The 21685-nt window shown below is 73.0% G+C and carries 21 protein-coding genes; 11 read left to right on the top strand and 10 right to left on the bottom strand.

The genetic code is table 11. The annotated features are described in order from the left end of the window. Nucleotides 1-100 precede the first annotated feature (100 nt). The 3 genes from ACIRPT_RS09785 (at nt 101) to ACIRPT_RS09775 (ending at nt 4082) form a co-directional block, all read left to right on the top strand. Nucleotides 101-1150 (top strand): LacI family DNA-binding transcriptional regulator, encoded by a 1050-nt coding sequence (locus ACIRPT_RS09785; RefSeq protein WP_403824769.1) that lies wholly within the window; start codon nt 101-103, stop codon nt 1148-1150. Between the two features lie 189 nt (nt 1151-1339). Then, nucleotides 1340-2401, top strand: coding sequence for a sigma-70 family RNA polymerase sigma factor (locus ACIRPT_RS09780; RefSeq protein ID WP_403824766.1), 1062 nt, complete (start codon nt 1340-1342; stop codon nt 2399-2401). A gap of 292 nt (nt 2402-2693) precedes the next feature. Continuing rightward, a complete protein-coding gene (locus ACIRPT_RS09775) occupies nt 2694-4082 on the top strand; it encodes a (2,3-dihydroxybenzoyl)adenylate synthase (RefSeq protein ID WP_403824763.1) in 1389 nt (462 codons plus the stop codon). 204 nt (nt 4083-4286) lie between these two features. On the opposite strand, the gene ACIRPT_RS09770 is transcribed toward ACIRPT_RS09775, so the two are convergent. After that, nucleotides 4287-4481, bottom strand: a complete 195-nt coding sequence (locus tag ACIRPT_RS09770; protein WP_403824761.1) for a hypothetical protein — start codon at nt 4479-4481, stop codon at nt 4287-4289. Nucleotides 4482-4698: 217 nt separating this feature from the next. On the opposite strand from ACIRPT_RS09770, the gene ACIRPT_RS09765 reads away from it, so the two are divergent. After that, nucleotides 4699-5241 (top strand): dihydrofolate reductase family protein, encoded by a 543-nt coding sequence (locus tag ACIRPT_RS09765; RefSeq protein ID WP_403824757.1) that lies wholly within the window; start codon nt 4699-4701, stop codon nt 5239-5241. Nucleotides 5242-5307: 66 nt separating this feature from the next. On the opposite strand, the gene ACIRPT_RS09760 is transcribed toward ACIRPT_RS09765, so the two are convergent. The 4 genes from ACIRPT_RS09760 to ACIRPT_RS09745 are packed head-to-tail and all read right to left on the bottom strand — an operon-like array spanning nt 5308 to nt 8830. Continuing rightward, entirely contained in the window at nt 5308-6237 is a 930-nt protein-coding gene (locus tag ACIRPT_RS09760) for an ABC transporter substrate-binding protein (RefSeq protein ID WP_403824754.1), read from the bottom strand. 52 nt (nt 6238-6289) lie between these two features. After that, entirely contained in the window at nt 6290-6961 is a 672-nt protein-coding gene (locus tag ACIRPT_RS09755) for an ABC transporter permease (protein ID WP_403824751.1), read from the bottom strand. Nucleotides 6962-6968: 7 nt separating this feature from the next. After that, complete coding sequence (locus tag ACIRPT_RS09750) at nt 6969-7661, bottom strand: ABC transporter permease (RefSeq protein WP_403824748.1); 693 nt, start codon at nt 7659-7661, stop codon at nt 6969-6971. Further along, complete coding sequence (locus ACIRPT_RS09745; RefSeq protein ID WP_403824744.1) at nt 7658-8830, bottom strand: ABC transporter ATP-binding protein; 1173 nt, start codon at nt 8828-8830, stop codon at nt 7658-7660. The genes ACIRPT_RS09750 and ACIRPT_RS09745 overlap by 4 nt, the downstream gene beginning before the upstream one ends. Nucleotides 8831-9053: 223 nt before the next feature. Between ACIRPT_RS09745 and ACIRPT_RS09740 the strand changes: the two genes are divergently transcribed. The 4 genes from ACIRPT_RS09740 to ACIRPT_RS09725 all read left to right on the top strand — a co-directional run bounded on the left by ACIRPT_RS09740 (nt 9054) and on the right by ACIRPT_RS09725 (nt 12690). Then, complete coding sequence (locus ACIRPT_RS09740) at nt 9054-10535, top strand: aromatic amino acid ammonia-lyase (protein ID WP_403824741.1); 1482 nt, start codon at nt 9054-9056, stop codon at nt 10533-10535. Nucleotides 10536-10701: 166 nt separating this feature from the next. Then, entirely contained in the window at nt 10702-11598 is an 897-nt protein-coding gene (locus ACIRPT_RS09735) for a MurR/RpiR family transcriptional regulator (protein ID WP_403824738.1), read from the top strand. Between the two features lie 247 nt (nt 11599-11845). Beyond that, nucleotides 11846-11980, top strand: coding sequence for a hypothetical protein (locus ACIRPT_RS09730; protein WP_403824735.1), 135 nt, complete (start codon nt 11846-11848; stop codon nt 11978-11980). Nucleotides 11981-12069: 89 nt separating this feature from the next. Further along, on the top strand, nt 12070-12690 hold the full coding sequence (locus ACIRPT_RS09725; RefSeq protein ID WP_403824733.1) for a hypothetical protein: 621 nt from the start codon (nt 12070-12072) through the stop codon (nt 12688-12690). A 24-nt stretch (nt 12691-12714) separates the two neighbouring features. On the opposite strand, the gene ACIRPT_RS09720 is transcribed toward ACIRPT_RS09725, so the two are convergent. The 5 genes from ACIRPT_RS09720 to ACIRPT_RS09700 form a co-directional block, all read right to left on the bottom strand. Then, entirely contained in the window at nt 12715-14274 is a 1560-nt protein-coding gene (locus tag ACIRPT_RS09720; RefSeq protein WP_403824731.1) for a diaminopimelate decarboxylase, read from the bottom strand. A gap of 128 nt (nt 14275-14402) precedes the next feature. Then, a complete protein-coding gene (locus ACIRPT_RS09715; protein WP_403824728.1) occupies nt 14403-15272 on the bottom strand; it encodes an ABC transporter permease in 870 nt (289 codons plus the stop codon). Further along, the gene (locus ACIRPT_RS09710) at nt 15269-16129 is read right to left on the bottom strand and encodes an ABC transporter ATP-binding protein (protein WP_403825842.1); all 861 of its coding nucleotides are present in this window, start codon (nt 16127-16129) and stop codon (nt 15269-15271) included. Before ACIRPT_RS09710 ends, ACIRPT_RS09715 begins: the two co-directional genes overlap by 4 nt. 107 nt (nt 16130-16236) lie before the next feature. Next, complete coding sequence (locus tag ACIRPT_RS09705; RefSeq protein WP_403510058.1) at nt 16237-16584, bottom strand: transcriptional regulator; 348 nt, start codon at nt 16582-16584, stop codon at nt 16237-16239. Continuing rightward, nucleotides 16581-17069, bottom strand: coding sequence for a hypothetical protein (locus ACIRPT_RS09700; protein WP_403824724.1), 489 nt, complete (start codon nt 17067-17069; stop codon nt 16581-16583). Before ACIRPT_RS09700 ends, ACIRPT_RS09705 begins: the two co-directional genes overlap by 4 nt. 321 nt (nt 17070-17390) lie before the next feature. Between ACIRPT_RS09700 and hutU the strand changes: the two genes are divergently transcribed. The 3 genes from hutU to ACIRPT_RS09685 are packed head-to-tail and all read left to right on the top strand — an operon-like array spanning nt 17391 to nt 21645. Continuing rightward, nucleotides 17391-19061 carry a urocanate hydratase gene (hutU, locus tag ACIRPT_RS09695; RefSeq protein WP_403824721.1) on the top strand — a complete coding sequence of 557 codons (1671 nt, stop codon included), beginning with the start codon at nt 17391-17393 and terminating at the stop codon, nt 19059-19061. Beyond that, on the top strand, nt 19058-20296 hold the full coding sequence (locus ACIRPT_RS09690; protein WP_403824718.1) for an allantoate amidohydrolase: 1239 nt from the start codon (nt 19058-19060) through the stop codon (nt 20294-20296). The genes hutU and ACIRPT_RS09690 overlap by 4 nt, the downstream gene beginning before the upstream one ends. Continuing rightward, nucleotides 20287-21645, top strand: coding sequence for a formimidoylglutamate deiminase (locus ACIRPT_RS09685; RefSeq protein ID WP_403824715.1), 1359 nt, complete (start codon nt 20287-20289; stop codon nt 21643-21645). The genes ACIRPT_RS09690 and ACIRPT_RS09685 overlap by 10 nt, the downstream gene beginning before the upstream one ends. Nucleotides 21646-21685: the final 40 nt, after the last annotated feature.

The raw sequence follows: 21685 nt of genomic DNA, 5'->3' as shown, positions 1-21685 counted from the left end.
TTAACTGATGCGCTTAAGTGAACCGCTTAACATGAGCGCCTGTCAAGGGCGGACCGGATTTCCGAAGGTCGTGGGCGCTTCCTTGGGTAGGCTTCCGGACATGGCCAGGCTCAATAAGCGCACCACCCTCCGCGAGGTGGCCGAGGCCACCGGACTCTCCACCGCAGCCGTCTCCTACGCGCTGCGCGGCAAGCACGTCTCCAAGGAGACCGAGGAGCGGGTGCGCAAGGCGGCCGCCGAGCTCGGCTACGAAGCCGACCCCATCGCCCGCGCCCTCGCCAGCGGCCGCACGAGCATGATCGGCGTACTGGCCGGCGACCTCCAGGACCTGTGGCAGCAGCAGCTGATGGCGGCGATAGGGCGCGAGCTCCTGGCCGGCGACCGCTACGCCCTCATCCTCGACGCCGGCGGCGACCCGGCCCGCGAGCTGGCCCTCGCCAAACAACTCCGCGACCAGCGCGTCGACGGCCTCCTCGTCTCGCCCGTCGACCCTTCGGCCGAGGGCTGGGAGAAGATCGCCGACGCGGTCCCCGTCGTCTCCATCGGCGACGCCCTCAGCCGCGCCCGTACGGTCGGCGAGGTCCTCTTCGACAACCGCGCCGGGATCGATGCCGTCCTCGACTACCTCCGCGGCCTGGGCCACCGCCACATCACGGTCCTCACCCCCACCGGCCCCTCCACCCCCGACCGCCCCGCCGACGTCTACGTCCGCGAGGCCGCCGACCGCCTCGGCATCGAGGTGGAAGTCCTGCCCTGCGCCCAGGAGCTGAGCGAGGCCACGGCCGTCGCCCGCCGCGTCCTGACCAACACCCCCGACGGCCGCCCCCGCACCAACCCCGGCGCCGGCCTCGCCCCGCCCACCGCCGTCTTCTGCTTCTCCGACTCCATCGCCTACGGCGTCTACGCGGCCGCCGCCGAGGCCTCCCTCACCGTAGGCCGCGACCTCTCCGTGGTCGGCTTCGACGACCACCCCGTCTCCCGCGTCCTCACCCCGCCCCTGACCACCGTCGACTGGGGCCTCGGCGACATCGCCAAGGAAGCCGCCCGCCTCGCGGTCGCCGCCATCGAGGGCCGCCGGGTCCGCCGCAAACGCATCCTGTGCGCGCCCCGGCTGTCGGAGCGCGGCTCGGCCGTGGCGGTGCGCGCATGACGGTGGCCCGCGCCGTCACCGGGCGCACGGCGCGCCCCTGAGGCCGCCCCGACCGCGTCGCCGACCGCGGACTCCCCGGCCGCCTCGCACTGCTCCCCCGCCGCCGGGGGAGCAGACTGGTGCACGGTGCTCCGGTACCGTCGTCGCACGCGTGCCGGTGGTCGGCCGACGGGTGAATGGCGGTCCTCGATGGAACCCTCGATCAAGACCTCGATCAGCTCCTCGGCGAGCGTCGCCACGGCCGACGGCGAGGACCGACAGGTCGGCGCATCAGGCGAGTTGGCGGACCGCCTGGAGGCGCACCGCACCGAGCTGACCGGCTACTGCTACCGCATGCTGGGGTCCGCGTTCGAGGCCGAGGACGCCGTACAGGAGACCATGGTGCGGGCCTGGCGGAGCTATGACCGGTTCGAGGGGCGGGCCACGCTGCGGTCCTGGCTGTACCGGATCGCGACGAATGTGTGCCTCGACCTGCTCAAGGGGAGCCAGCGGCGGGCGCGGCCGATGGATCTTGCGTCACCGTCGAGTGTGGACACCCCGGTGGGGAACGGGCTGCCCGAGGCCACCTGGATCGGGCCGGTGCCGGACGGGCGGGTGCTGGCGCAGGTCGCGGATCCCGCGGAGACGGCGGTCGCCCGGGAGTCGATCCGGCTCGCGTTCATCTCCGCACTGCAGCGGCTGGCGCCCCGGCAGCGGGCGGTGCTCATTCTGCGCGAGGTGCTGAGCTGGTCGGCGAGCGAGGTCGCGGAGCTGCTGGGAAGCTCCGTGGCCGCGGTCAACAGCGCGTTGCAGCGGGCGCGGGCGACGCTCGCCGCGGACCAGGAAACGGGCCGGGACGCGGGCCGGGCCCCGGCCGCCGAGCCGCTGGACGACGAGCAGCAGGCGCTGCTGAAGCGGTACGTCGACGCCTTTGAACGCTTCGACATGGATGCGCTGACGGCCGTGCTGCACGAGGACTCGACGCTGTCGATGCCGCCGTACGAGCTGTGGCTGCGCGGCCGCGCCGACATCATCCGGTGGATGCTCGGGCCGGGCTGCGGCTGCGAGGGCTCGCATCTGGTGCCGCTGACGGCCAATGGACGAACGGCGTTCGGGCAGTACCGGGCGGACGGCCGGCCGTGGGCGATCCAGGTGATCGAAACGGCCGGCGGACGGATCACCGGGCTCAACTCCTTCCTGGACACGGAGCGGCTGTTTCCGCTGTTCGGCCTGCCGATGCGATACGCGGAACTGCCGGGGCGGCACGCCTAGGCGTCTCCGCGAAATCGTGGGCTCCTCGGCCCGTTCGTGGTGCGTCGCCATGAGCTGACCGATGAGCCGGCCCCCGGGCGGTGAGGCCCCGGCCGTTCCTCCTGGTCAGCGGCGCTCATTGGACTTTCTGCTGAGTCAATCCAGCGTCCATGGTGGGGAAAGCGCATTGCGCGGAGGGGTGTTGGCGGATGGGATTGCCAAGATCAAGACGGCGGGGCTGCCCCCGGCGTTGAGAAGGGGGCGAGATGGACCGGCCGGTCCCCGCCCGCCGTCCCGCTCACCGAGGAAGCGCATGACCTCCATGCTCGCCGGCTGCACGCCCTGGCCCGAGGAGTTCGTCGACCGCTACTGGGCGGCCGGGCTCTGGCACGGCAACACGCTGGACAACCTGCTGCGCGGCTGGGCCCTGCAGTACGGACCGCGGACCGCGCTCGTCCACGGCGGCACCCGCCTCACGTACGCGCACCTGAACCGGCGCGTGGACCGTATGGCCGCCGGATTCCGGCTGCGCGGCCTCCGGCCCGGGCAACGCGTCGTCGTCCAGCTGCCGAACGTTCCCGAGTTCGTCATCACCGTGTTCGCGCTGATGCGCCTCGGCGCCGTCCCCGTGTTCTGCCCGGTCTCGCGCCGCGCGGCCGAGGTGTCCCACCTCGTCCGGGTCACCGAGGCCGGCGGCTACGTAGGCCCCTCGACGTACCAGGGCTTCGACCACACCGCGATGGCCGCGGACATCGCGGCCCAAGGGCCCTTCCTGCGGCGGGTGTTCACCTTTGAGGCGCCGGGCACCGCGTCCCCGTACGGCGGCCTCGCGACCGACACATCGGGCTGCCACTACTTCCCGCTGGGCTCCATCGACGCCCCGCCCGAGCGGACGCCCGCACGGAGCGCCGACCAGGTGGCGTTCCTCCTGCTCTCCGGCGCCACCACCGCGGTGCCCCGGCTCATTCCGCGCACCCACAACGACTACGCCTACCAGGTGCGGGCCGCCGCCGAGCTGGTGTCGCTCACCGAGGACGACGTGTATCTCGCGGCGTTGCCCGCCGAGTCCCTCTTCGCCTTCGGCTGCCCCGGCATCGTCGGCACCCTCTCCGTCGGCGGCACCGTCGTCCTGGCCGAGAACCCGGGACCCGCCGAATGCCTTCCGGTCATCGAACGGGAGCGGGTCACCCTCACATCGGTGGGGCCCGCCGACGCCCAGCGCTGGCTCGACGCACTTCCCACCGCCCAGGCCGACTCGAGCAGTCTGCGTCTCGTGCAGATCGGCGGCGCGCCCCTGCACCGGGCGGCCGCCGAACGGATCGGCCCCGCACTGGGCTGTCGCCTGCAGCAGGTCTTCGGGATGCCCGAGGGGCCGGTCACCCTCACCCGGCCCGCCGATCCGGACGAGACCGTGCTCACCACGCACGGCCGCCCGCTCTCGCCCGACGACGAGATCCGCATCGTCGACGCCGACGGCAAGGACCTGCCCGACGGGGAGCCCGGCGAACTCCTCGCCCGCGGCCCGTACACCCTGCGCGGCTACTACCGCGCGCCCGACCACAACGCCCGTGCCTTCACCACCGATGGTTACTTCCGCAGCGGCGTCCTCGCGCGGCGCACCCCGGACGGCAGCCTGGTGGTGACCGGCCGCCTCGAAGACGTCCCGCGGCGGGCCGACCACGAAGGTCCATCCGGCCTCTGACGGCCCGGGCGGCCCAGGCGCCTGCCGGGCCCGGGCGTTGCCGAGAAGGGACCCCAGGGCATCACCGGTGGCCGGCACCCGGGCGAGGACGGCCCGGAGGGCTTGACCTGGGGCTCGGGTGCCGGCCGACGGGAGAGGAGCGGGGGCAGGAGGTCGGCGAGTCGGCCGGACCTGCCGTAGGGAGTGTCCGGTGTGTCCGACGGGTTAGAGCGGGACCCCGAAGAGGCGCCAGTCGACCGGCATGGCGCCGCGGTCCGCGAGGAGGCCGCTGAGGGGCATCCTGATGTGGGGCTGGATCGGGGTGTCGTCCTTGGGATCGGCCACCGCCTGGGCCGTCAGAGGGCCGAGAAACACAGTCGCCAGCGCGAGACAGGCGAGCGTACGACGCGTATTTGTCATGTCGTGCCAACGAGCGGACGGCAGCGGCGTCACCGTACGGCGGGCGGCCTTGGCCCGGTTGGACTACGAGCTCGGCCGGGTGCGTTCCCTCCCTCACCGCGGGAGGGAATTCCGGAGAATTTCGGCGGGGGCCGATGAGTTCCGACCGGGCGGCCGGTCTGATCCCGTGCAGGGCAGTCGCAGCGGCGGCCGCCACGGATACCGGAGGACCGGAGTCATGAGGAAGATCACCGCGGGCATTTTTCTGTCGCTGGACGGCGTCGCCGAGGCGCCCGACACCTGGCACTTTCCCTATTTCAACGACGAAATGGGGGCCGTGGTGCAACAGCAGATGGACGCCGCCGACACCATGCTGCTGGGACGGCACACCTACGAGCTGTTCGCCGCGTACTGGCCCGGCAGCGACGAGGAGATCGCGGGCCATATGAACGGCACGCCCAAGCTCGTGGTCTCGCGGACGCTGGAGCGGGCGGAGTGGGAGAACTCCACGGTGGTGGGCGGGCCGGACCCGCTCGCCGAGCTGGCCCGGATCAAGGAGGGGCCGGGGAAGAACCTCGGGGTGGTCGGGAGCATCGAGCTGGTGCGGTCGCTGCTGCGGGCGGGGCTCCTGGACGAGCTCCATCTGCTGGTGCATCCGATCGTGGTCGGCAAGGGCAAGCGGCTGTTCCCGGAGGGCGACAGCATCCCGCTCCGGCTGGCCGAATCGACGACCTTGAGCACGGGGGTGCTGTCGCTGGTCTACACGCCGGAGGCGAAGTAGCCGTCCGCACGGTGGCCGGACGAGGGGTGGCCGGACGCGAACGCCGACGGCCCCCGCCCCGCCGCCTCAGCCGCCGAGCTTGTGCTTGGCCAGCCAGGCGGCGGCCACCCGGTCCGGGTCCCGCTTCTCCTTGTCGACGAGGCGGTTGAGCTCGGTGAGCCGGTCGGTGGTGAGGGTGTTGCCGAGGCGGGCGAGGGCCTTGCGGACCTTGGAGTCGGCCTTGCGGGAGGCGATCAGCGGGACGATGTGCTGGGCGGGGATGAGGTGCTTGGGGTCGGCGAGGAGGACCCAGCCGTTCGCGGCGGTGTCGACGTCGGTGGTGAAGACGTTGGCGATGTCGATGTCGCCCTTCTTGAGGGCGCCCTTGACGAGCGGACCGGAGGAGTCGAGGGCCTTGAACTCCTTGAACTCGACGCCGTACTGGTCCTTGAGGCCGACGACCCCGACCACCCGCTTCTTCATTTCCGCGGCCGCGCCGAACACCAGCTTGCCGTTCACCTTGCGCAGGTCGGCGAGGGACCTCAGGCCGTAGCGGTCGGCGGTCTCACGGGTGACGGCGAAGGTGTCGCGGTCCTCGGCGGCGGCGTACGGGAGGACTTCGAGGCCGTCGGGCAGGACCGTGGCCAGGGCGTTCTGCATGGCGCCCGCCTCGGTCTCGGTGGCCTTCTTGTCGAGGTAGAGGAGGAGGCTGCCCTGGTATTCGGGGAGCAGGTCGATATCGCCGGAGCGCAGCGCGGGGACGACGATCTCGCGGGAGCCGAGGTTGGGCTTGACGGTGGTCTTGACGCCGGCGGCGTTCAGGACGCCCGCGTAGAGGTAGCCGAGGATCTGGTTCTCGGTGAAGTTGGCGGTGCCGATGACGAGGCCGCCGCTGCTGCTGCCGCTGTCGCCGCCGGCGCCGTCGCCCTTGAGCGAGGTGATACCGGAGGAACAGGCGGCCAGCAGTGGGGCCGAGGCGCCGGCGAGCAGGGCGGTCAGTGCGGTCCGACGGTTCATGGGCGGGGCTCCTCGGGACGTGCGTACGGAGGCGGGCGGGGCGGCGGGACGCTCAGCGGGCGGTGGCCGGGCGGCCGCGGAACAGCAGCCGCTGCACTCCGCCCAGGGCCAGGTCGGCGACGACGGCGAGGACGGCGACCAGGGCCGCGCCGCCCAGCACCTGCACCAGATCGCGCTGCGCCAGCCCGTCGAAGACATAGCGGCCCAGCCCGCCGAAGCTGACGTAGGCGGCGATGGTGGCGGTGGCGACGACCTGCACGGTCGCGAGCCGTACGCCGGTCATGATCAGGGGCAGCGCGAGGGGGAGTTCGACCTGCCAGAGGATCTGGTGACCGCGCAGCCCCACGCCCTTGGCGGCGTCCTTGACCTCGGGGTCGACCGCGGCCATCCCCGCGTAGGTGTTGGTGATGATGACGGGCACGGCGAGGGCGACCAGCGACACATACACCGGCCAGACGCTGAGTCCGCCGGCGAGGAAGACGAGGGTGACGAGCCCGACGGTGGGCAGCGCCCGGCCGAACGAGGAGAGGTTGACGGCGAGGAAGGCGCCGCGGCCGGTGTGCCCGATGAGCAGGCCGATCGGCAGCGCGATGACGGCCGCGGCGAGGGTGGCGAGCACCGAGTATTCGAGGTGCTCCAGGATGCGGGTGGCGATGCCCTCGGGGCCGGACCACTGGGCCGGACTGGTCAGCCACGAGGCGAGGTTCTTCAGGAGTTCGAGCATCGGCGCGTCACGCTCGCTTCCACGGCTTGAGGGCGGACGGCGTCTTCGCGGTGCGCGCCCGGGAGGTGCCGCGCCGCCAGGGGGTGCACAGCCACTGGACGGTCACCAGCAGCGCGTCGGCCACCAGGGCGAGCAGCAGGGTCAGGGCGACCCCGGCGATGACCGGGGTGGGGTAGTTGCGCTGGAAGCCGTCGGTGAAGAGCTGGCCGAGGCCGCCGTAGCCGATGTAACTCGCCACGCTGACGAGGGAGATGGACATGACGGTGGCGACCCGTACGCCCGCCATGATCACGGGGAGGGCGAGCGGCAGCTCGACGGTGAGCAGGGTGCGCAGGGGCTTGGTCCCCATCGCCTTCGATGCCTCGCGGGCCTTGGCGGGGACGGCGTCCAGGCCCTCGACCGTATTCCGTACGAGCACCACCAGGGTGTACGCGGTGAGGCCGACGATGGCGGTGGTGCGGGTGAGGCCGGTGACCGGCAGGAGGAGGACGAAGAAGGCGAGGGAGGGGATGGTGTAGAGGATGTTGGAGGCGCCGAGGACGAAGCCGCGCAGCGGGCGCACGCGGTGCGCGAGGACCGCCAGCGGCAGCGCGATCAGCAGGCCGAGGAGGACGGCGGGGACGGCGGTGGCGAGGTGGTCCGCGGTCAGGCGGGTCATCTCGTCGGCGTGGTCGGGGAACCAGCCCCATTCGATGGTCATGCGGGGCGCTCCGCGGTGGCGGCGGGCTCGGTGCCCTTGCCCGCGGCGGCCCGCTGCGGGGCCGCGGGCGGCCGCCCCGCCTCCGCGTGGCTGCGGCCCGCCCGCTCGTGGATCGCCTCGCGGGAGGTGAGCCCCACCAGCACGCCCTCGGTGTCGACCCGGGCGACCGCGCCGGCCGGCGCGGACACCGCCTCGTTGAGCGCCGAGAGCAGCGAATCCTCGTCGCGCAGCGGCCGTACGGCCTCCAGCGCGGCCTCGCCCGCCGTGCCGCCGGCCGGCAGCGCTTCGGTGTCCAGCCAGCCCAGCGGTGCGCCGCCCGGCGAGGTCACCAGCCGCCAGCGGCCCCCGTCGCGGGCTATCTTGCCGACCGGCTCGTCCGCCCGTATCGCCCGGCCGGGCGCGTGGGGAACGTCCGCGAGCGTGGTGAGCGAGAGCAGCTTCAGCCCGCGCTCGGCGCCCAGGAAGTCGGCGACGAAGTCGTCGGCGGGGCGGGCGAGCAGTTCGGCGGGCGGGGCGCACTGGACGAGCCGGCCGCCGGTGCGGAAGACCGCGATCCGGTCGCCCAGGCGGACCGCCTCGTCGATGTCGTGGGTGACGAAGACGACGGTCTTGCGCAGCTCGTCCTGGAGGCGCAGCAGCTCGTTCTGGAGCTGGGTGCGCACGACCGGGTCGACCGCGCCGAACGGCTCGTCCATCAGCAGGACGGGCGGATCGGCGGCGAGCGCGCGGGCGACCCCGACGCGCTGCTGCTGGCCGCCGGAGAGCTGGTGCGGATAGCGCTTGCCGGCGTCGGCGGGCAGGCCCACCAGCTCCAGCAGCTCGGCGGCGCGGGCGCGGGCCTTGCGCCTGCCCCAGCCGAGCAGCAGCGGCACGGTCGCGATGTTGTCGAGGATCGTACGGTGGGGGAAGAGGCCGGACTGCTGGATGACGTATCCGATGCCGCGGCGCAGCTCGGCGGCGTCGGCCTCGAGGATGTCGCGGCCGCCGACGCTGATGGTGCCGGAGGTCGGTTCGACCATCCGGTTGATCATTCGCAGGGTGGTGGTCTTGCCGCATCCGGAGGATCCGACGAGGACGGTGACGCCGCCTTCGGGGAATTCCAGCGACAGATCGTCCACCGCCGTTGTGCCGTTCGGGTATCGCTTGCTGACTGCGTCGAACTTGATCATCCGCTGCCCCTTGCCCGGCCTGCATAGTGTCATGCAGAGTCTTAGGCACGTGAATAGAAGTCAATAGGCGGGCGTCAATCACGTGTGGCCTCGCGGGCCGGGGTGTCCGGGCCGCACCGCCGTTATGTCGCCTGTTTGCTTCGGCTCACCGTACGGAACGAGGTGTCGGACTTCCGTCCATAAAAAGCCTTATAAGAGGGAGTTGAGCCCCTTGGTTTCCCACATGCTGGACAAAGGCCGACGGGCCGGCCGGAGCATCACACTCGACGGCACCGGTCTGGGCGCCGCCGATATCGCCGCCCTCGCCGAGCGCACCGCGCATGCCACTGCCCCCGATCCCAAGGCCCTCGCGCTCGCCGAGGAATCCTGGGACACCGCCCGCCGCCTCGCCGCCACCGGCCGCGTCTACGGGCGCAGCACCGGCGTCGGCGCCAACCGTACGGAGGAGGTCGGGGCCGACGCCGAACACGGGCTGCGCCTGCTGCGCAGCCACGCCGGCGCGATCGGCGACCCGCTGCCGGCCCGCGAGGTGCGCGCCATGCTCGTCGTACGGGCCAACCAACTGCTGGCGGGCGGCGCCGGACTGAACCCCGCCGTGATCACCTCCCTGCTCGCCGCCCTGGAGTCCGGTGCGCACCCCGTCATCAACGAACACGGCGCCGTGGGCACCGGCGACCTCGCCGCCCTCGCCCAGACCGGCCTCGCGCTGGCCGGCGAACACCCCTGGCACCGCACGCCGGGAGCCCAGGCCCCGGCCCCCATCCCCCTCGACAACAACGACGCCCTCGCCCTGATCAGCAGCAACGCCCTCACCCTGGGCCAGTCCGCGCTCGCCCTCGACGAACTGCGCCGCCTGCTGGCCGCCGCCCTGCCCATCGCCGGGCTCTCCCTCCTCGCGGTCGGCGGCTCCTACGAACCCTTCGCCGAACCCGTGATGCGCGCCCGCCCGCACCCCGGCTCCGCCGCCGCCGCGGCCCGGCTGCGCGGCCTCTCCGGCGTCCCGGACCGCCCCGCTCCGCCCCTGGGCCGCATCCAGGACCCGTACGGCTTCCGCTGCCTCCCCCAGATCCACGGCCCGGCACAGGACGCCGCCGACGCGCTGGACGCGGTCCTGGCCATCGAGGTGAACGCCGCCTCCGAGAACCCCCTCATCAGCATCGAGGACCAGGCCGCCTACCACCACGGCAACTTCTACGCCGCGCACGCCGCCCTCGCCCTCGACTCCTTCCGCCTCGCCGTCCTCCAGACCGCCCGGCTCTCCACCGCCCGCCTCGCCGCCCTCTCCGAGCCGGACTTCACCCGACTGCGGCCGTTCCTGGGCGACGCGGCCCCCGCCAGCTCCGGCGTCATGATCCTCGAGTACGCGGCCGGCGCGGCCCTCGGCGAAATGCGTGCCGTCTCCTATCCGGCCTCCCTGGGACACGCCGTCCTCTCCCGCGGCGTGGAGGAACAGGCCAGCTTCGCCTCCCTCGGTGCCCGTCAGACCCTGCGCGCGGCCACGTACTACCGTCAGGTCCTGGCCTGCGAACTGGTCGCCGCCGTACGGGCATTGCGGATGCGCTCGCTGGAACCGGAGCCGGGTCTGCCGCTCGCCACCGCCTATGCGTTCGCCGCCGAGGCGCTGGACCCGCGCATGGAGGACCGCCCGCTGACCGATGATGTGGCGGTGGCGGCGGGGCTGCTGGACGGGCTGGCGGAGGCGTGAGGCATAGCGGCGGCCGGGGCGGGCCAGGGATTACCTACCGTCCGCCGGTCCGTACGGCCGGCCGGTTCCGTACAGTCGGTCCGCCTGTACGCGGGCCGGCAACGGTTCACACGACACGCGGCACGGCACGAGTCACAAGGCCCTCCCGGGCCGGGAAGAAGAGGCGATGAGCGGGGACGGGGACAACGGCGGCGCGGCCGAGGGCACGCGCACGGGCACGGGCGCGGCCGACGCGGGCACCGCCGCCCGCCTGCAGAAGCTCTTCGAGGGGCACCGGCTGACGCCCACCCAGCGGCGGATCGCGCACTGCATGGTGCGGCAGGCCGCCGACGCGCCCTTCCTCTCCAGCGTCGAACTGGCCGAACTGGCCGGCGTCAGCCAGCCCTCCGTCACCCGCTTCGCCGTCGCGCTCGGCTTCGACGGCTACCCGGCGCTCCGCCGCCACCTCCGCGAGGTCGCGCCCGCCGAAAGGCCCGACGACACCGGCTCGTACAACGAGTACCAGCAGGCCGTCCAGGCGGAGATCGACAACCTCCGCCACCTGGCCGCCGCCCTCGCCGACCCGTCCCCGGTGATCGAGGCCGGCCGCCTCCTCGCCGCCTCCCGCCCGCTGCCCGTCCTCGGCGTGCGCGCCGCCGGCGCCCAGGCCGCCGGCTTCACCTACTTCGCCCGCAAGGTCCACCCCGACGTCCGCCTCCTGGACGAGGGCGGCACCATGCTCACCGACCGCATCGACGCCGCCGTCCGCGCCGGCGCCGGCGCCCTCCTCTGCTTCGCGCTGCCCCGGCACCCCCGCGAGGCCGTCGACGCCCTCGAATACGCCCGCGAGGCCGGCCTGACCACCGTCACCGTCGCCGACAGCGCCTTCGCCCCCGTCGCCCACCACACCGACCTCCTCCTCCCCGCCGCTGTCGGCACCGGCCTCGCCTTCGACACGGCCTGCGCCCCCATGCTGCTGGGCCGCGTCCTTCTGGAGGCGATGTGCGACGCCCTCCCGGACGCGCAGGCGCGGCTGGAGGAGTTCGATGCGAGGGCGGTGGCCAGGGGGTTGTTCGTGGAGTGAAGGGCGGGGTGAGGGCCGGGCGAGGGGGTGGTCGTCCGTTCGGGGGACCGGCCGATGACGAGCCGGAGGTCGCGCCCTTCGCCGCGGACGACGAACTTCCGCCCGCGGTCGAACGGCCGGGATGTGCGGCGTTCGCAGGGATGAGCCGGTCGGGCCGCACCGATACCGCGGCGCGCCATCGCAAGATCTTCCAAGCGGCGGTCGACGAGAAGCGGTCGACGAGGGGCGGTCGACGAGAGCGTCTGCGGTGCGGTCGTTGATCCCCGACGCGGGTGCGCTCTACGCCCTCGCCGGTGACGGGCACTTCCCGGCCCCGCGCCCCGAGCAGGTCACCTCCTCCGCCTCCTCCGCCTCCTCCGCCTCCTTCGCCCTGTTCCCCTGACGGCCCCCCGTCCGTGGCCTCCCCGGGCGGTCTCAGGGAATCCTCATCCGCGCTGGCTACGATCCGCCGCCGGGACACAGGTGACGGGCATGAGGAGGTCTGCCGTGGGGCGCGGGGCGTATGCGCTGGCGCGGGTGGCGGTGATCGTGCGGGCACCGGCCGGATGGCTGTGGTGGTCCGGGCTGCTGGCCGCGGGGATCGGTGTGCTGGTGCCGGGGCTGACCGGGCGGGGCATCGGCGTGCCGGCGGGGGTGGCGCTGGGCATTGTCGCGGCGTTCGTGGTGTTCGCGGTGCGGCGCCGACGGTATGCGGCCCTGGCCGATGAGGCCTCCCGTGCCGGGAAGGCCGTCATCCTCCAGGACCGGGCGGTCACCCTCCGCCTCTGGCGCCGGGCGCACCGCTGGTGGCTGCTGCTCGCTTTTCCGGCGGCGGTCGGATCGTCGTTCGCGCTGCCCGCCGCCGGCGGGCTGCTGATGGCCGGGGCCGCGCTGGGGCTGTGGGGCAAGGCGCTGTGGCTGGGCCGTTGGGAGCGGGAGCGGGACGCGTTGCTGTGGGTGCGTACGGAGGCGGCCGGGCGCGGCGGGGCCGCGGGCAAGGCCGTGCGGGGGTATGTGACGACGGGTACGGCGGCGGGGGACGCGGCGCCGGGTGGGGCGCGGGGCCGGCGTGGTGCCGCCCGGCCGGCGGGGACCGGTGCCGGGCGGCGATAGGCGCGGGCGGGCGCGGACTGCCCGCTAGCCGAGGGCGCGGAGCGCGTCGGTGTGGGCGCCGCCGCTCTCCTCGGTGAGCTCGGCCAGGGTCTGCGGGGGGCGTACGGTCGCGAACCGGACGGTGCCGTCGGGGGCGGCCGCGTAGCCGTAAATGCCGGGGCGGGGCAGGGAGTTGTAGGCGAAGTGGGTCGAGAAGTAGTAGGCGCCGGTGTCCAGGAGGGCGGCGTGGTCGCCGGACTGCAGGAGGGGCAGCGGGCGGTTCTCTGCGACCAGGTCTCCGGCGAAGCAGCAGGGGCCCGCGATGTCCTGGGCGACCTGCGGGCCGGTCTTGGGCAGGCCCTGCGCGTCATAGGCGGCGACCCGGATCGGCCAGGCCTCGGGCACGAAGACCGTACGGGTGGCGACCTGGGCGCCGGCATGGGTGACCGCGATGGGACGGCCGCCCGCCGACTTCGCGTATTCGACGCGGGCGACGACCGTGCCGTGCTTGGCCAGCAGCGAGCGGCCGAACTCGGTGACGAGCCCATAGCGTCCGGACAGCAGGCCCGGGACGGTCGAGCGGAGCAGCGCGGCGTACTCGCGGAAGGTGGGGGTGGTCGCGTCCGAGGCGAAGTTGACCGGCAGGCCGCCGCCGATGTCGAGGGTGTCGATCTGCCGCCGGCCGGCCCGTTCGTTGATCTCCTCGGCCAGGTGGAACAGCGCCGCCACCCCCGAGGCCATCAGCTCCAGCGGCATGCCCTGGGAGCCGACATGGGCGTGCAGCCGGGTCAGCCACGGGCGCTCGAGGCAGGCCCGTACGACCCAGTCGCGGGCGCCCTCGTCGCGTAGCCCCACGCCGAATTTGGAGGTGTCGGTGGCGGTGCTCATCGCGCCGATGCTGCCGCCGCCGATCTGCGGATTGACGCGGAGGCCGATCGGCGCGGAGGACGGCGCGGAGGCCATCAGGGCGTCGATACGGGACAGCTCTTCGGGGTTGTCGGCGTTGACCGCGATGCCGAGCGCCAGCGCCTCGCGCAGCTCGGCGCGGGTCTTGGCGGGGGAGTCGAGCACCGTGTGCGCGGCCGGCACCCGTGCGGCGCGGGCCAGCGCCAGCTCCCCGGGGCTGGCCACCTCGCAGCCGAGCCCTTCCTCGGCGAGCAGCCGCAGTACGGGTACGAGCGAGGCGGCCTTCACCGCGAAGGCGTGCAGCACCGGCGTGCCGGGTGCGGTGAACTCCGCGAAGGCGGCACGGAGTTCGGCCACCGAACGGCGGATCCCGGCGATGTCGAGCAGCCCTGCGATGGGCTCGGCGGGCCCGACCAGCCCCTGGGCGACGGCCGCCTGTACGGCACGGTCCCGGCCGGTGGGGTACGCGCCACCGGTGAAGCCGGTGCCTTCCGCCGGCCCCGTGCGGTCCCTGAAGCCGCTGCCGCCGGGCGAACCCGCGCGGGCCCTGAGTGCGGAGACGTCCGTGCCGCCGGCCGTGGAGCCGTGTGCCGGACCGGGAACGGGCCCGGTCACGGGGCTGGTCGCGAAGCCGGGCAGGCGTCCTGGCACGGGGCCGTGGAGGGGGCCTGTCGCGGGCTCGTCCTTGGGGCCAATCATGAGGCAACTTCACCATTGGGCGGTGCGTCGCGCCATCGGATACGGCCCGACGCCCCGGACCTTTACACCCCTCGTACCGTCACACCTCCGGACCGTCACACCCTCGTGCCATTACCCCGTCCGTGCCGTTACGCCGCCGCCCCGCTCAGCCCCGCCTTGCGGTGGCGCTCGGTCATCCGGGAACCGGACTCGCGGCGGGCGGCGCGGCGCAGCAGGGGTATGGCGAGAAGGAACCCGAGGACGGCCCATGCGGTCAGGACCAGGGCGACCGTCGGCAGCTCCCAGGAGCCGGCCGGTTCCGCGACGCGGGCGGCGTCCGGCAGCAGCGCCGAGCGCATACCCTGCGCCATCCACTTGAGGGGGAAGACGGCCGCTATCTTCTGGACCACCACCGGCAGTGAGCCGAAGGGGAACATCGCTCCCGAGGTGAACAGCAGCCCCATCGCAGGCAGCATGATCAACGCCAGCGCCTCGCGCGGATTGGGCAGTACGGCCCCGATGGCCGCACCCAGCGGCACCACGGCGAGCAGCCCGAGCCCGGCCACCCACAGCAGCGTCAGCCAGCCGCCGGCATCGCGCGGAAGCGGTCCGTCCACCAGCAGCGCACCGGCCCCGAGCAGGACGACGAGGGTGCCGAGCGCCATGGCGACCACCAGCAGCGACTTGGCGACGAGATAGGCCGGTATGCCGCCGGGCGTGGCGCGCAGGCGCAGCAGGGCGCCCTCTTCCCGTTCGGTCACCAGGATCTGCGGGAGATTGACCAGCCCGATCTGGAACAGCAGATAGGCGGAGAATCCCGCCAGGATCAGATGGGCCATCGGGAGGTGGGTGCCGGGCACGTTCTTGCTGAGGGTGCCCGCCAGCACCAGCGCGACGACCACGTTCGCCAGCTGGCCGGTCATCTCCTTGCGGTTGCGGACGAAGTGGCGCAGTTCGATGCCGCCGCGAAGGAATCCGGCGCGCCAGTAGCGGCGGCGGAGGTGGTGGTTCTCGGTCATGCTGCGTGCTTCTCCCCGTTGTCGTTCCGCTCCTCGGACCTCTCGCCCTCGGCGTGGACCATGTGCAGATACGTGTCCTCCAGCGTCGGGCGGCGGACCTCCAGTCCGGCGATCGGCCCGTCGGCGTCCCGGTGGAGGTCCCAGACCAGCTGGGAGGGGTCTTCGGTGCGCTCGTGGCGGGCCGTGCCGTCGGCGGCCGTCCAGCGCACCTCGGCCTGTGCGGCGGCCTGTCGGGCCAGCTCCGCCGGCGTGCCGTACGCCCGGATCCGGCCGCCGACCAGCACGGCTATCCGGTCGGCCAGCCGCTCGGCCTCCACCAGGTCGTGGGTGGTGAGCAGGACCGTGACGCCCTCCTCGCGGGCCAGCCGCTCGACCAGTACGTGGAAGTCGTGCCGCGCCTCGGGGTCGAAGCCGGTGGTCGGTTCGTCAAGGAAGAGGAGCTCGGGGCGGCCGATGATGGCGAGCGCGACGTCCAGGCGGCGGCGCTGGCCGCCGGACAGCCGGTCCACCTGCCGGCCGGCCTGGTCGGTGAGGCCGACCAGCGCCAGGGCTTCGGCGGGGTCGCGCGGGTCGGGGTAGTACGTGGCGAAGTGGGCCAGGAGCTCTCCGACCCGCCAGCGGCGGTGGTCGCGCCAGGACTGCAGGACCAGCCCGATCCGGCCGCGCCAGGCGTCGCCGCCGCGCGCCGGGTCCGTACCCAGGACCCGGACCTCGCCGGCGGAGCGCTGCCGGAAGCCCTCCAGGATTTCGACGGTGGTCGTCTTCCCGGCGCCGTTGGGCCCGAGCAGGGCGAAGATCTCGCCGCGGCCGATGTCCAGGTCGATGCCGTGCAGGACGTCGATGCTGCCGTACGCCATGCGCAGGTCGCGCACCTGGATGACGGGTTGGGCGCTGACGGCGGGGCCGGCCGGCCGGGTGGATGCGTCCGCGCCCGTGGGGCGTACGGTCGTGCGCTCGGTCGTCGTCATCGTCCCGCCTCCGCGTGGTGCTGCTGCCGCTCCCGCGCCACCGTGGCGGGTCCCGCGCCCTCGACGATCGCCTGGAGCGCCGCCACATGTCCCTCGAAGGCGGTCCGCCCGCGCTCCGTCAGCCGTACCTTCGTGCGGCGCTTCCGGCCGCCGCCCTCCTTGTGGATCTCCAGATACCCGGCCTCTTCCAGGGTGTGCAGCTGCTTGGAGAGCGCGGAGTCGCTGAGCGAGAGGCTTTCGCGGATGAACGCGAAGTCTGCCCATTCCGTGGCGGCGAGCAGCGCGACCACCGACAGCCGGGTGGACGGATGGATCAGCTCGTCGAAGCCGGAGGGGGTGCTCATCGTTGCGCCCCCAGCCGACCGCGGACCGACCCGGCCGCCCAGCGGTTGGCCGGGCGCATGACCAGGACGAAGGCACCCGCCGAGACCGTGGCCTGGATGACGCTGCCGAGCGGCAGGTGAAGCCACTCGACGAGCCGGCCGGAGGACAGGATCGCCCCGCCGGTCACCAGTGCGCCCGCGAAGAACGGGATGCAGGACCGCCAGTTGTAGACGGAGCGGTGCGCCCGCAGCCGGGTCTTGCGGCTGGAGACGACGGCCAGCGTCAGCAGCACGCCCACGTACGCGACGAGTATCAGATAGAAGGCCCACTCGGGTGGCTTCAGCCCGAGGCTGGCGAGGAAGACCCACATGATCGCCGCCGTCGTGTACGCCGCACCGTCCCCGCCGAACGCGTGCCGCTCCATCTCGTCGTACACCCGCTCCTGCGGTACTCGGATGCGCTGCAGATCCGCCCAGGCCCTCTCGGCATCCACCGGTGTGCTCATGGCCATCGCCTCCCCGTGATGGTTCCGTGCGCACGCGGTCGGCTCGGCCGCGCACCCACTTTTACTTGCCTACTGGGAAAGTTAGCGCTGGCTTTCCCTGTAGGCAAGTCGAGTCCCGCGCCTGTGGATAACTCTGCGTGAGTGTGGATGTGGATGGGGGGAGGTGAATGGGGGCGGATGGGGGTGTGGGCGCGGCCGTGGCCGCGACGGCCGGTTGATGCGGTTCGCGGCCGCGGGCTGCCGCGCCCTGTTGACTGACACTATTCAGCGAGGTCAATATGTGAATAGCTCGATCCATTAGACGTCAGGGAGGCACGGCCCATGTCGGGACCGCGACCCGTGCGGGCACCGCGCGGTACGGAGCTCAGCGCTCGGGGATGGCAGCAGGAAGCCGCGCTGCGCATGCTGCAGAACAACCTCGATCCGGAGGTGGCCGAGCATCCGGACAAGCTCGTCGTCTACGGCGGTACGGGCAAGGCCGCCCGCGACTGGCGCTCCTTCGACGCGATGGTGCGCACGCTCACCACGCTCAAGCAGGACGAGACGATGCTCGTCCAGTCCGGCAGGCCGGTCGGCGTGATGCAGACGCACGAATGGGCGCCGCGGGTGCTCATCGCCAACTCCAACCTCGTCGGCGACTGGGCCAACTGGGAGGAGTTCCGCCGCCTGGAGGCCCTCGGGCTGACCATGTACGGGCAGATGACGGCCGGTTCATGGATCTACATCGGGACGCAGGGAATCCTGCAGGGTACGTACGAGACCTTCGCGGCCGTCGCGGCGAAGAAGTTCAACGGCACCCTGGCCGGGACGATCACGCTCACTGCCGGTCTCGGCGGCATGGGCGGCGCCCAGCCGCTCGCCGTCACCATGAACGACGGCGTCGCCATCTGCATCGACTGCGACCCCCGGGCCATCGAGCGGCGCATCGAGCACCGCTACCTGGACGTGAAGGCGGACAGCCTCAAGCACGCCCTCGAACTCGCCGTCGAGGCCCGTGACCAGCGCAAGCCGCTGTCCATCGGGCTCCTCGGCAACGCCGCGGAACTGCTGCCGCAGATGCTCGCCGAGGGCGCACCGATCGACATCGTCACCGACCAGACGAGCGCCCACGACCCCCTGGCCTACCTTCCCGTCGGTATCGACTTCGCCGATATGGCCGCCTACGCGGCGGAGAAGCCCGCCGACTTCACCCAGCGGGCGCGCGAGTCGATGGCCCGGCACGTCGAGGCCATGGTCGGCTTCATGGACGCCGGCGCCGAGGTCTTCGACTACGGCAACTCCATCCGCGGCGAGGCCCAGCTCGCCGGATACGAGCGGTCGTTCGCCTTCCCCGGCTTTGTTCCGGCCTACATCCGGCCGCTGTTCGCCGAGGGCAAGGGGCCGTTCCGCTGGGCCGCGCTCTCCGGTGACGCCCGCGACATCGCCGCCACCGACAAGGCGATCCTGGACCTCTTCCCGGAGAACGAGTCGCTGGCCCGCTGGATCAAGATGGCGGGGGAGCGGGTCCACTTCCAGGGCCTGCCCGCCCGCATCTGCTGGCTCGGCTACGGCGAGCGCGACAAGGCCGGCGAGCGCTTCAACGAGATGGTCGCCGACGGCACCCTGCGCGCGCCGCTGGCCATCGGCCGCGACCACCTCGACTGCGGCTCCGTCGCCTCGCCGTACCGCGAGACCGAGGCCATGAAGGACGGTTCGGACGCCATCGCCGACTGGCCGCTGCTCAACGCCATGGTCAATGTCGCCTCCGGCGCCTCCTGGGTCTCGCTGCACCACGGCGGCGGCGTCGGCATGGGCCGCTCGATCCACGCGGGCCAGGTCACGGTCGCCGACGGCACCCCCCTGGCGGGCGAGAAGATCCGCCGGGTGCTCAAGAACGACCCGGGCATGGGCGTCATCCGCCACGTCGACGCGGGCTATGAGCGCGCCGAGGAAGTGGCCGCCGAGCGGGGCGTCCGTATCCCGATGCGCGAGGGCGAAGGCGAGGGCGCGTGACCGCCTCGTTCCACGAGATGTGGGAGGAGCTGCGGCCGATCGGGCGCAACTCCTCCTCCGGGGGCTACCGCCGCTACGCCTGGACCGCCGCCGACACCGACTGCCGCGCGTGGTTCAAGGCGCAGGCCGAGGCCCGCGGGCTCGCCTACGAGCTGGACCGCAACGGCAATCAGTGGGCGTGGCTCGGGGCGGCGACCTATGAGGACGTGGCCCCCGGCGACGCCGTCGTCACCGGCTCGCACCTGGACTCCGTACCGGATGGCGGCGCCTTCGACGGGCCGCTGGGCGTCGTCTCCTCCTTCGCCGCGCTGGACGAACTCCGGCGGCGGGGAGCGCAGCTCGACAAGCCGCTGGCCATCGTCAACTTCGGCGATGAGGAAGGCGCCCGCTTCGGCCTGGCCTGCGTCGGCTCCCGGCTCGCCGCAGGGGCACTGGGCATCGAGGCCGCGCACCGGCTGTGCGACGGCGACGGCATCACCCTGCCGCAGGCCATGGAACGCGCCGGATACGACCCGGAGGCCATCGGCCCGGACCCCGAACGGCTCGCCAGGATCGGCGCATTCGTCGAGCTCCATGTCGAGCAGGGCCGCGCCCTCGACCTCACCGGCGACCCGGTCGGCATCGCCTCCGCCATCTGGCCGCACGGCCGCTGGCGGTTCGACTTCCACGGCGAGGCCAACCACGCCGGTACGACCCGCCTCGAGGACCGCCGCGACCCGATGCTCACCTACGCGGCGACCGTGCTCGCAGCCCGCGAGCAGGCAAGACTTGCCGGCGCCCTGGCCACCTTCGGGAAGATCAGCGTGGAGCCGAACGGCGTCAATGCCATTCCCTCGCTGGTCAGAGGCTGGCTGGACTCCCGGGCCGCCGACCAGGACACCCTGGACACCGTGATCGACGGGATCGAGCGGGCGGCCGCCGAACGCGCCCAGCGCGATGGAGTGGACCTGACCGTCGTCCGTGAATCCTTCACCCCCGTAGTGGAGTTCCAGCACGCCCTGCGCGACGAGCTGGGCGCGATCCTCGCCAAGGCGGGGGAGCGGACCGTGCCCGTCCTGGGCACCGGCGCGGGACACGACGCCGGTATTTTGTCCGGAACCATCCCCACGGCCATGCTGTTCGTACGCAACCCCACCGGCGTCTCGCACTCGCCCGCCGAAACGGCGGCCGAGGACGACTGCGTCGCCGGGGTCACCGCACTCGCCGACGTACTGGAGGGGCTGGCGTGCCGCTGACACCGCAGGCTGCACCGATCACGTACTGGCTCGAACACGCCTGGCTGGGCACGCATGTCGAGCCCGGCGTCGTCGTGGACGTGGCGGACGGGCGGATCGCGGCCGTACGGACCGAGATCGCGAGCCCGCCGCCCGGCGCCGTCGCGCTGCGCGGCCTGACCCTCCCCGGCCTCGCCAACGCCCACTCGCACGCCTTCCACCGCGCCCTGCGCGGCACCGTCCAGGTGGGCAGCGGTACCTTCTGGACCTGGCGCGAGACCATGTACAGCGTCGCCGACCGGCTCACCCCCGATACCTATTACGCCCTCGCCCGCGCCGTCTACGCCGAGATGGCGCTGGCCGGCATCGCCTGCGTCGGCGAGTTCCACTACCTGCACCACGCGCCCGGCGGCGTCCGCTACAACGACCCCAACGTCATGGGTGAGGCGCTGATCGCGGCCGCTGCCGATGCCGGCATCCGGATCACCCTGCTCGACACCGCCTATCTCTCGGCGGGCTTCGGCGCCCTGCCCGACCGGCACCAACTGCGCTTCTCCGACGGCACGGCCGAGCACTGGGCACAGCGTGCCTCCGCGCTCAAGGACGGCGACGAGCACGCCCGGATCGGCGCCGCCATCCACTCCGTGCGCGCCGTGCCCGCCGGGCAGCTGGCCACCGTCGCCGACTGGGCCCGCGAGCGGCAGGCCCCGCTGCACCTCCACCTCTCCGAGCAGACCGCCGAGAACGACGCCTGCCGCGACGCACACGGCCGCACCCCCACCCAGCTGCTGTCCGACCACGGCGTACTGGGCCCCCGGACCACCGCAGTGCACGCCACCCACCTCACCCCCGAGGACATCGGCCTGCTCGGCGGCACCCGCACCGGCGTCTGCATGTGCCCGACCACCGAACGCGACCTCGCCGACGGCATCGGCCCGGCCGCCCAACTCCAGTCCCACGGCAGCCCGCTGTCCCTCGGCAGCGACAGTCACGCCGTCATCGACCTGCTCGAAGAGGCCCGAGCCATGGAACTCAACGAGCGGCTGCGCACCCGCACCCGCGGGCATTGGACGGCCGCCGCACTGCTGCGCGCCGCGACCGCCGACGGTCACGCCGCCCTGGGCTGGGACGACGCCGGCACCATCGAGACCGGCGCGCGCGCCGACCTCACCACGATCGCGCTGGATTCCGTACGCACCGCAGGGGGGCTGCCCCGGCTGGGCGCCGAGACCGCTGTATTCGCCGCCTCCGCGGCGGATGTGCGGCACACGGTCGTGGACGGCCGCCAGATCGTCCGGGACGGTGCCCACACGCTGGTGCCCGACGTGCCCGGCGCGCTTGCCGCATCCATCGCCGCCGTACGCGGCTGACCCCCGCCCGCCCGACGCTTGTCCCGCGCCGCCCGCGGCC

This window comes from Streptomyces sp. NPDC101227 (assembly GCF_044767545.1).
GTDB lineage: Bacteria > Actinomycetota > Actinomycetes > Streptomycetales > Streptomycetaceae > Streptomyces.
Note: the sequence above shows the minus strand (reverse complement) of the source record. Positions and strands in the feature narration are given on the sequence as shown.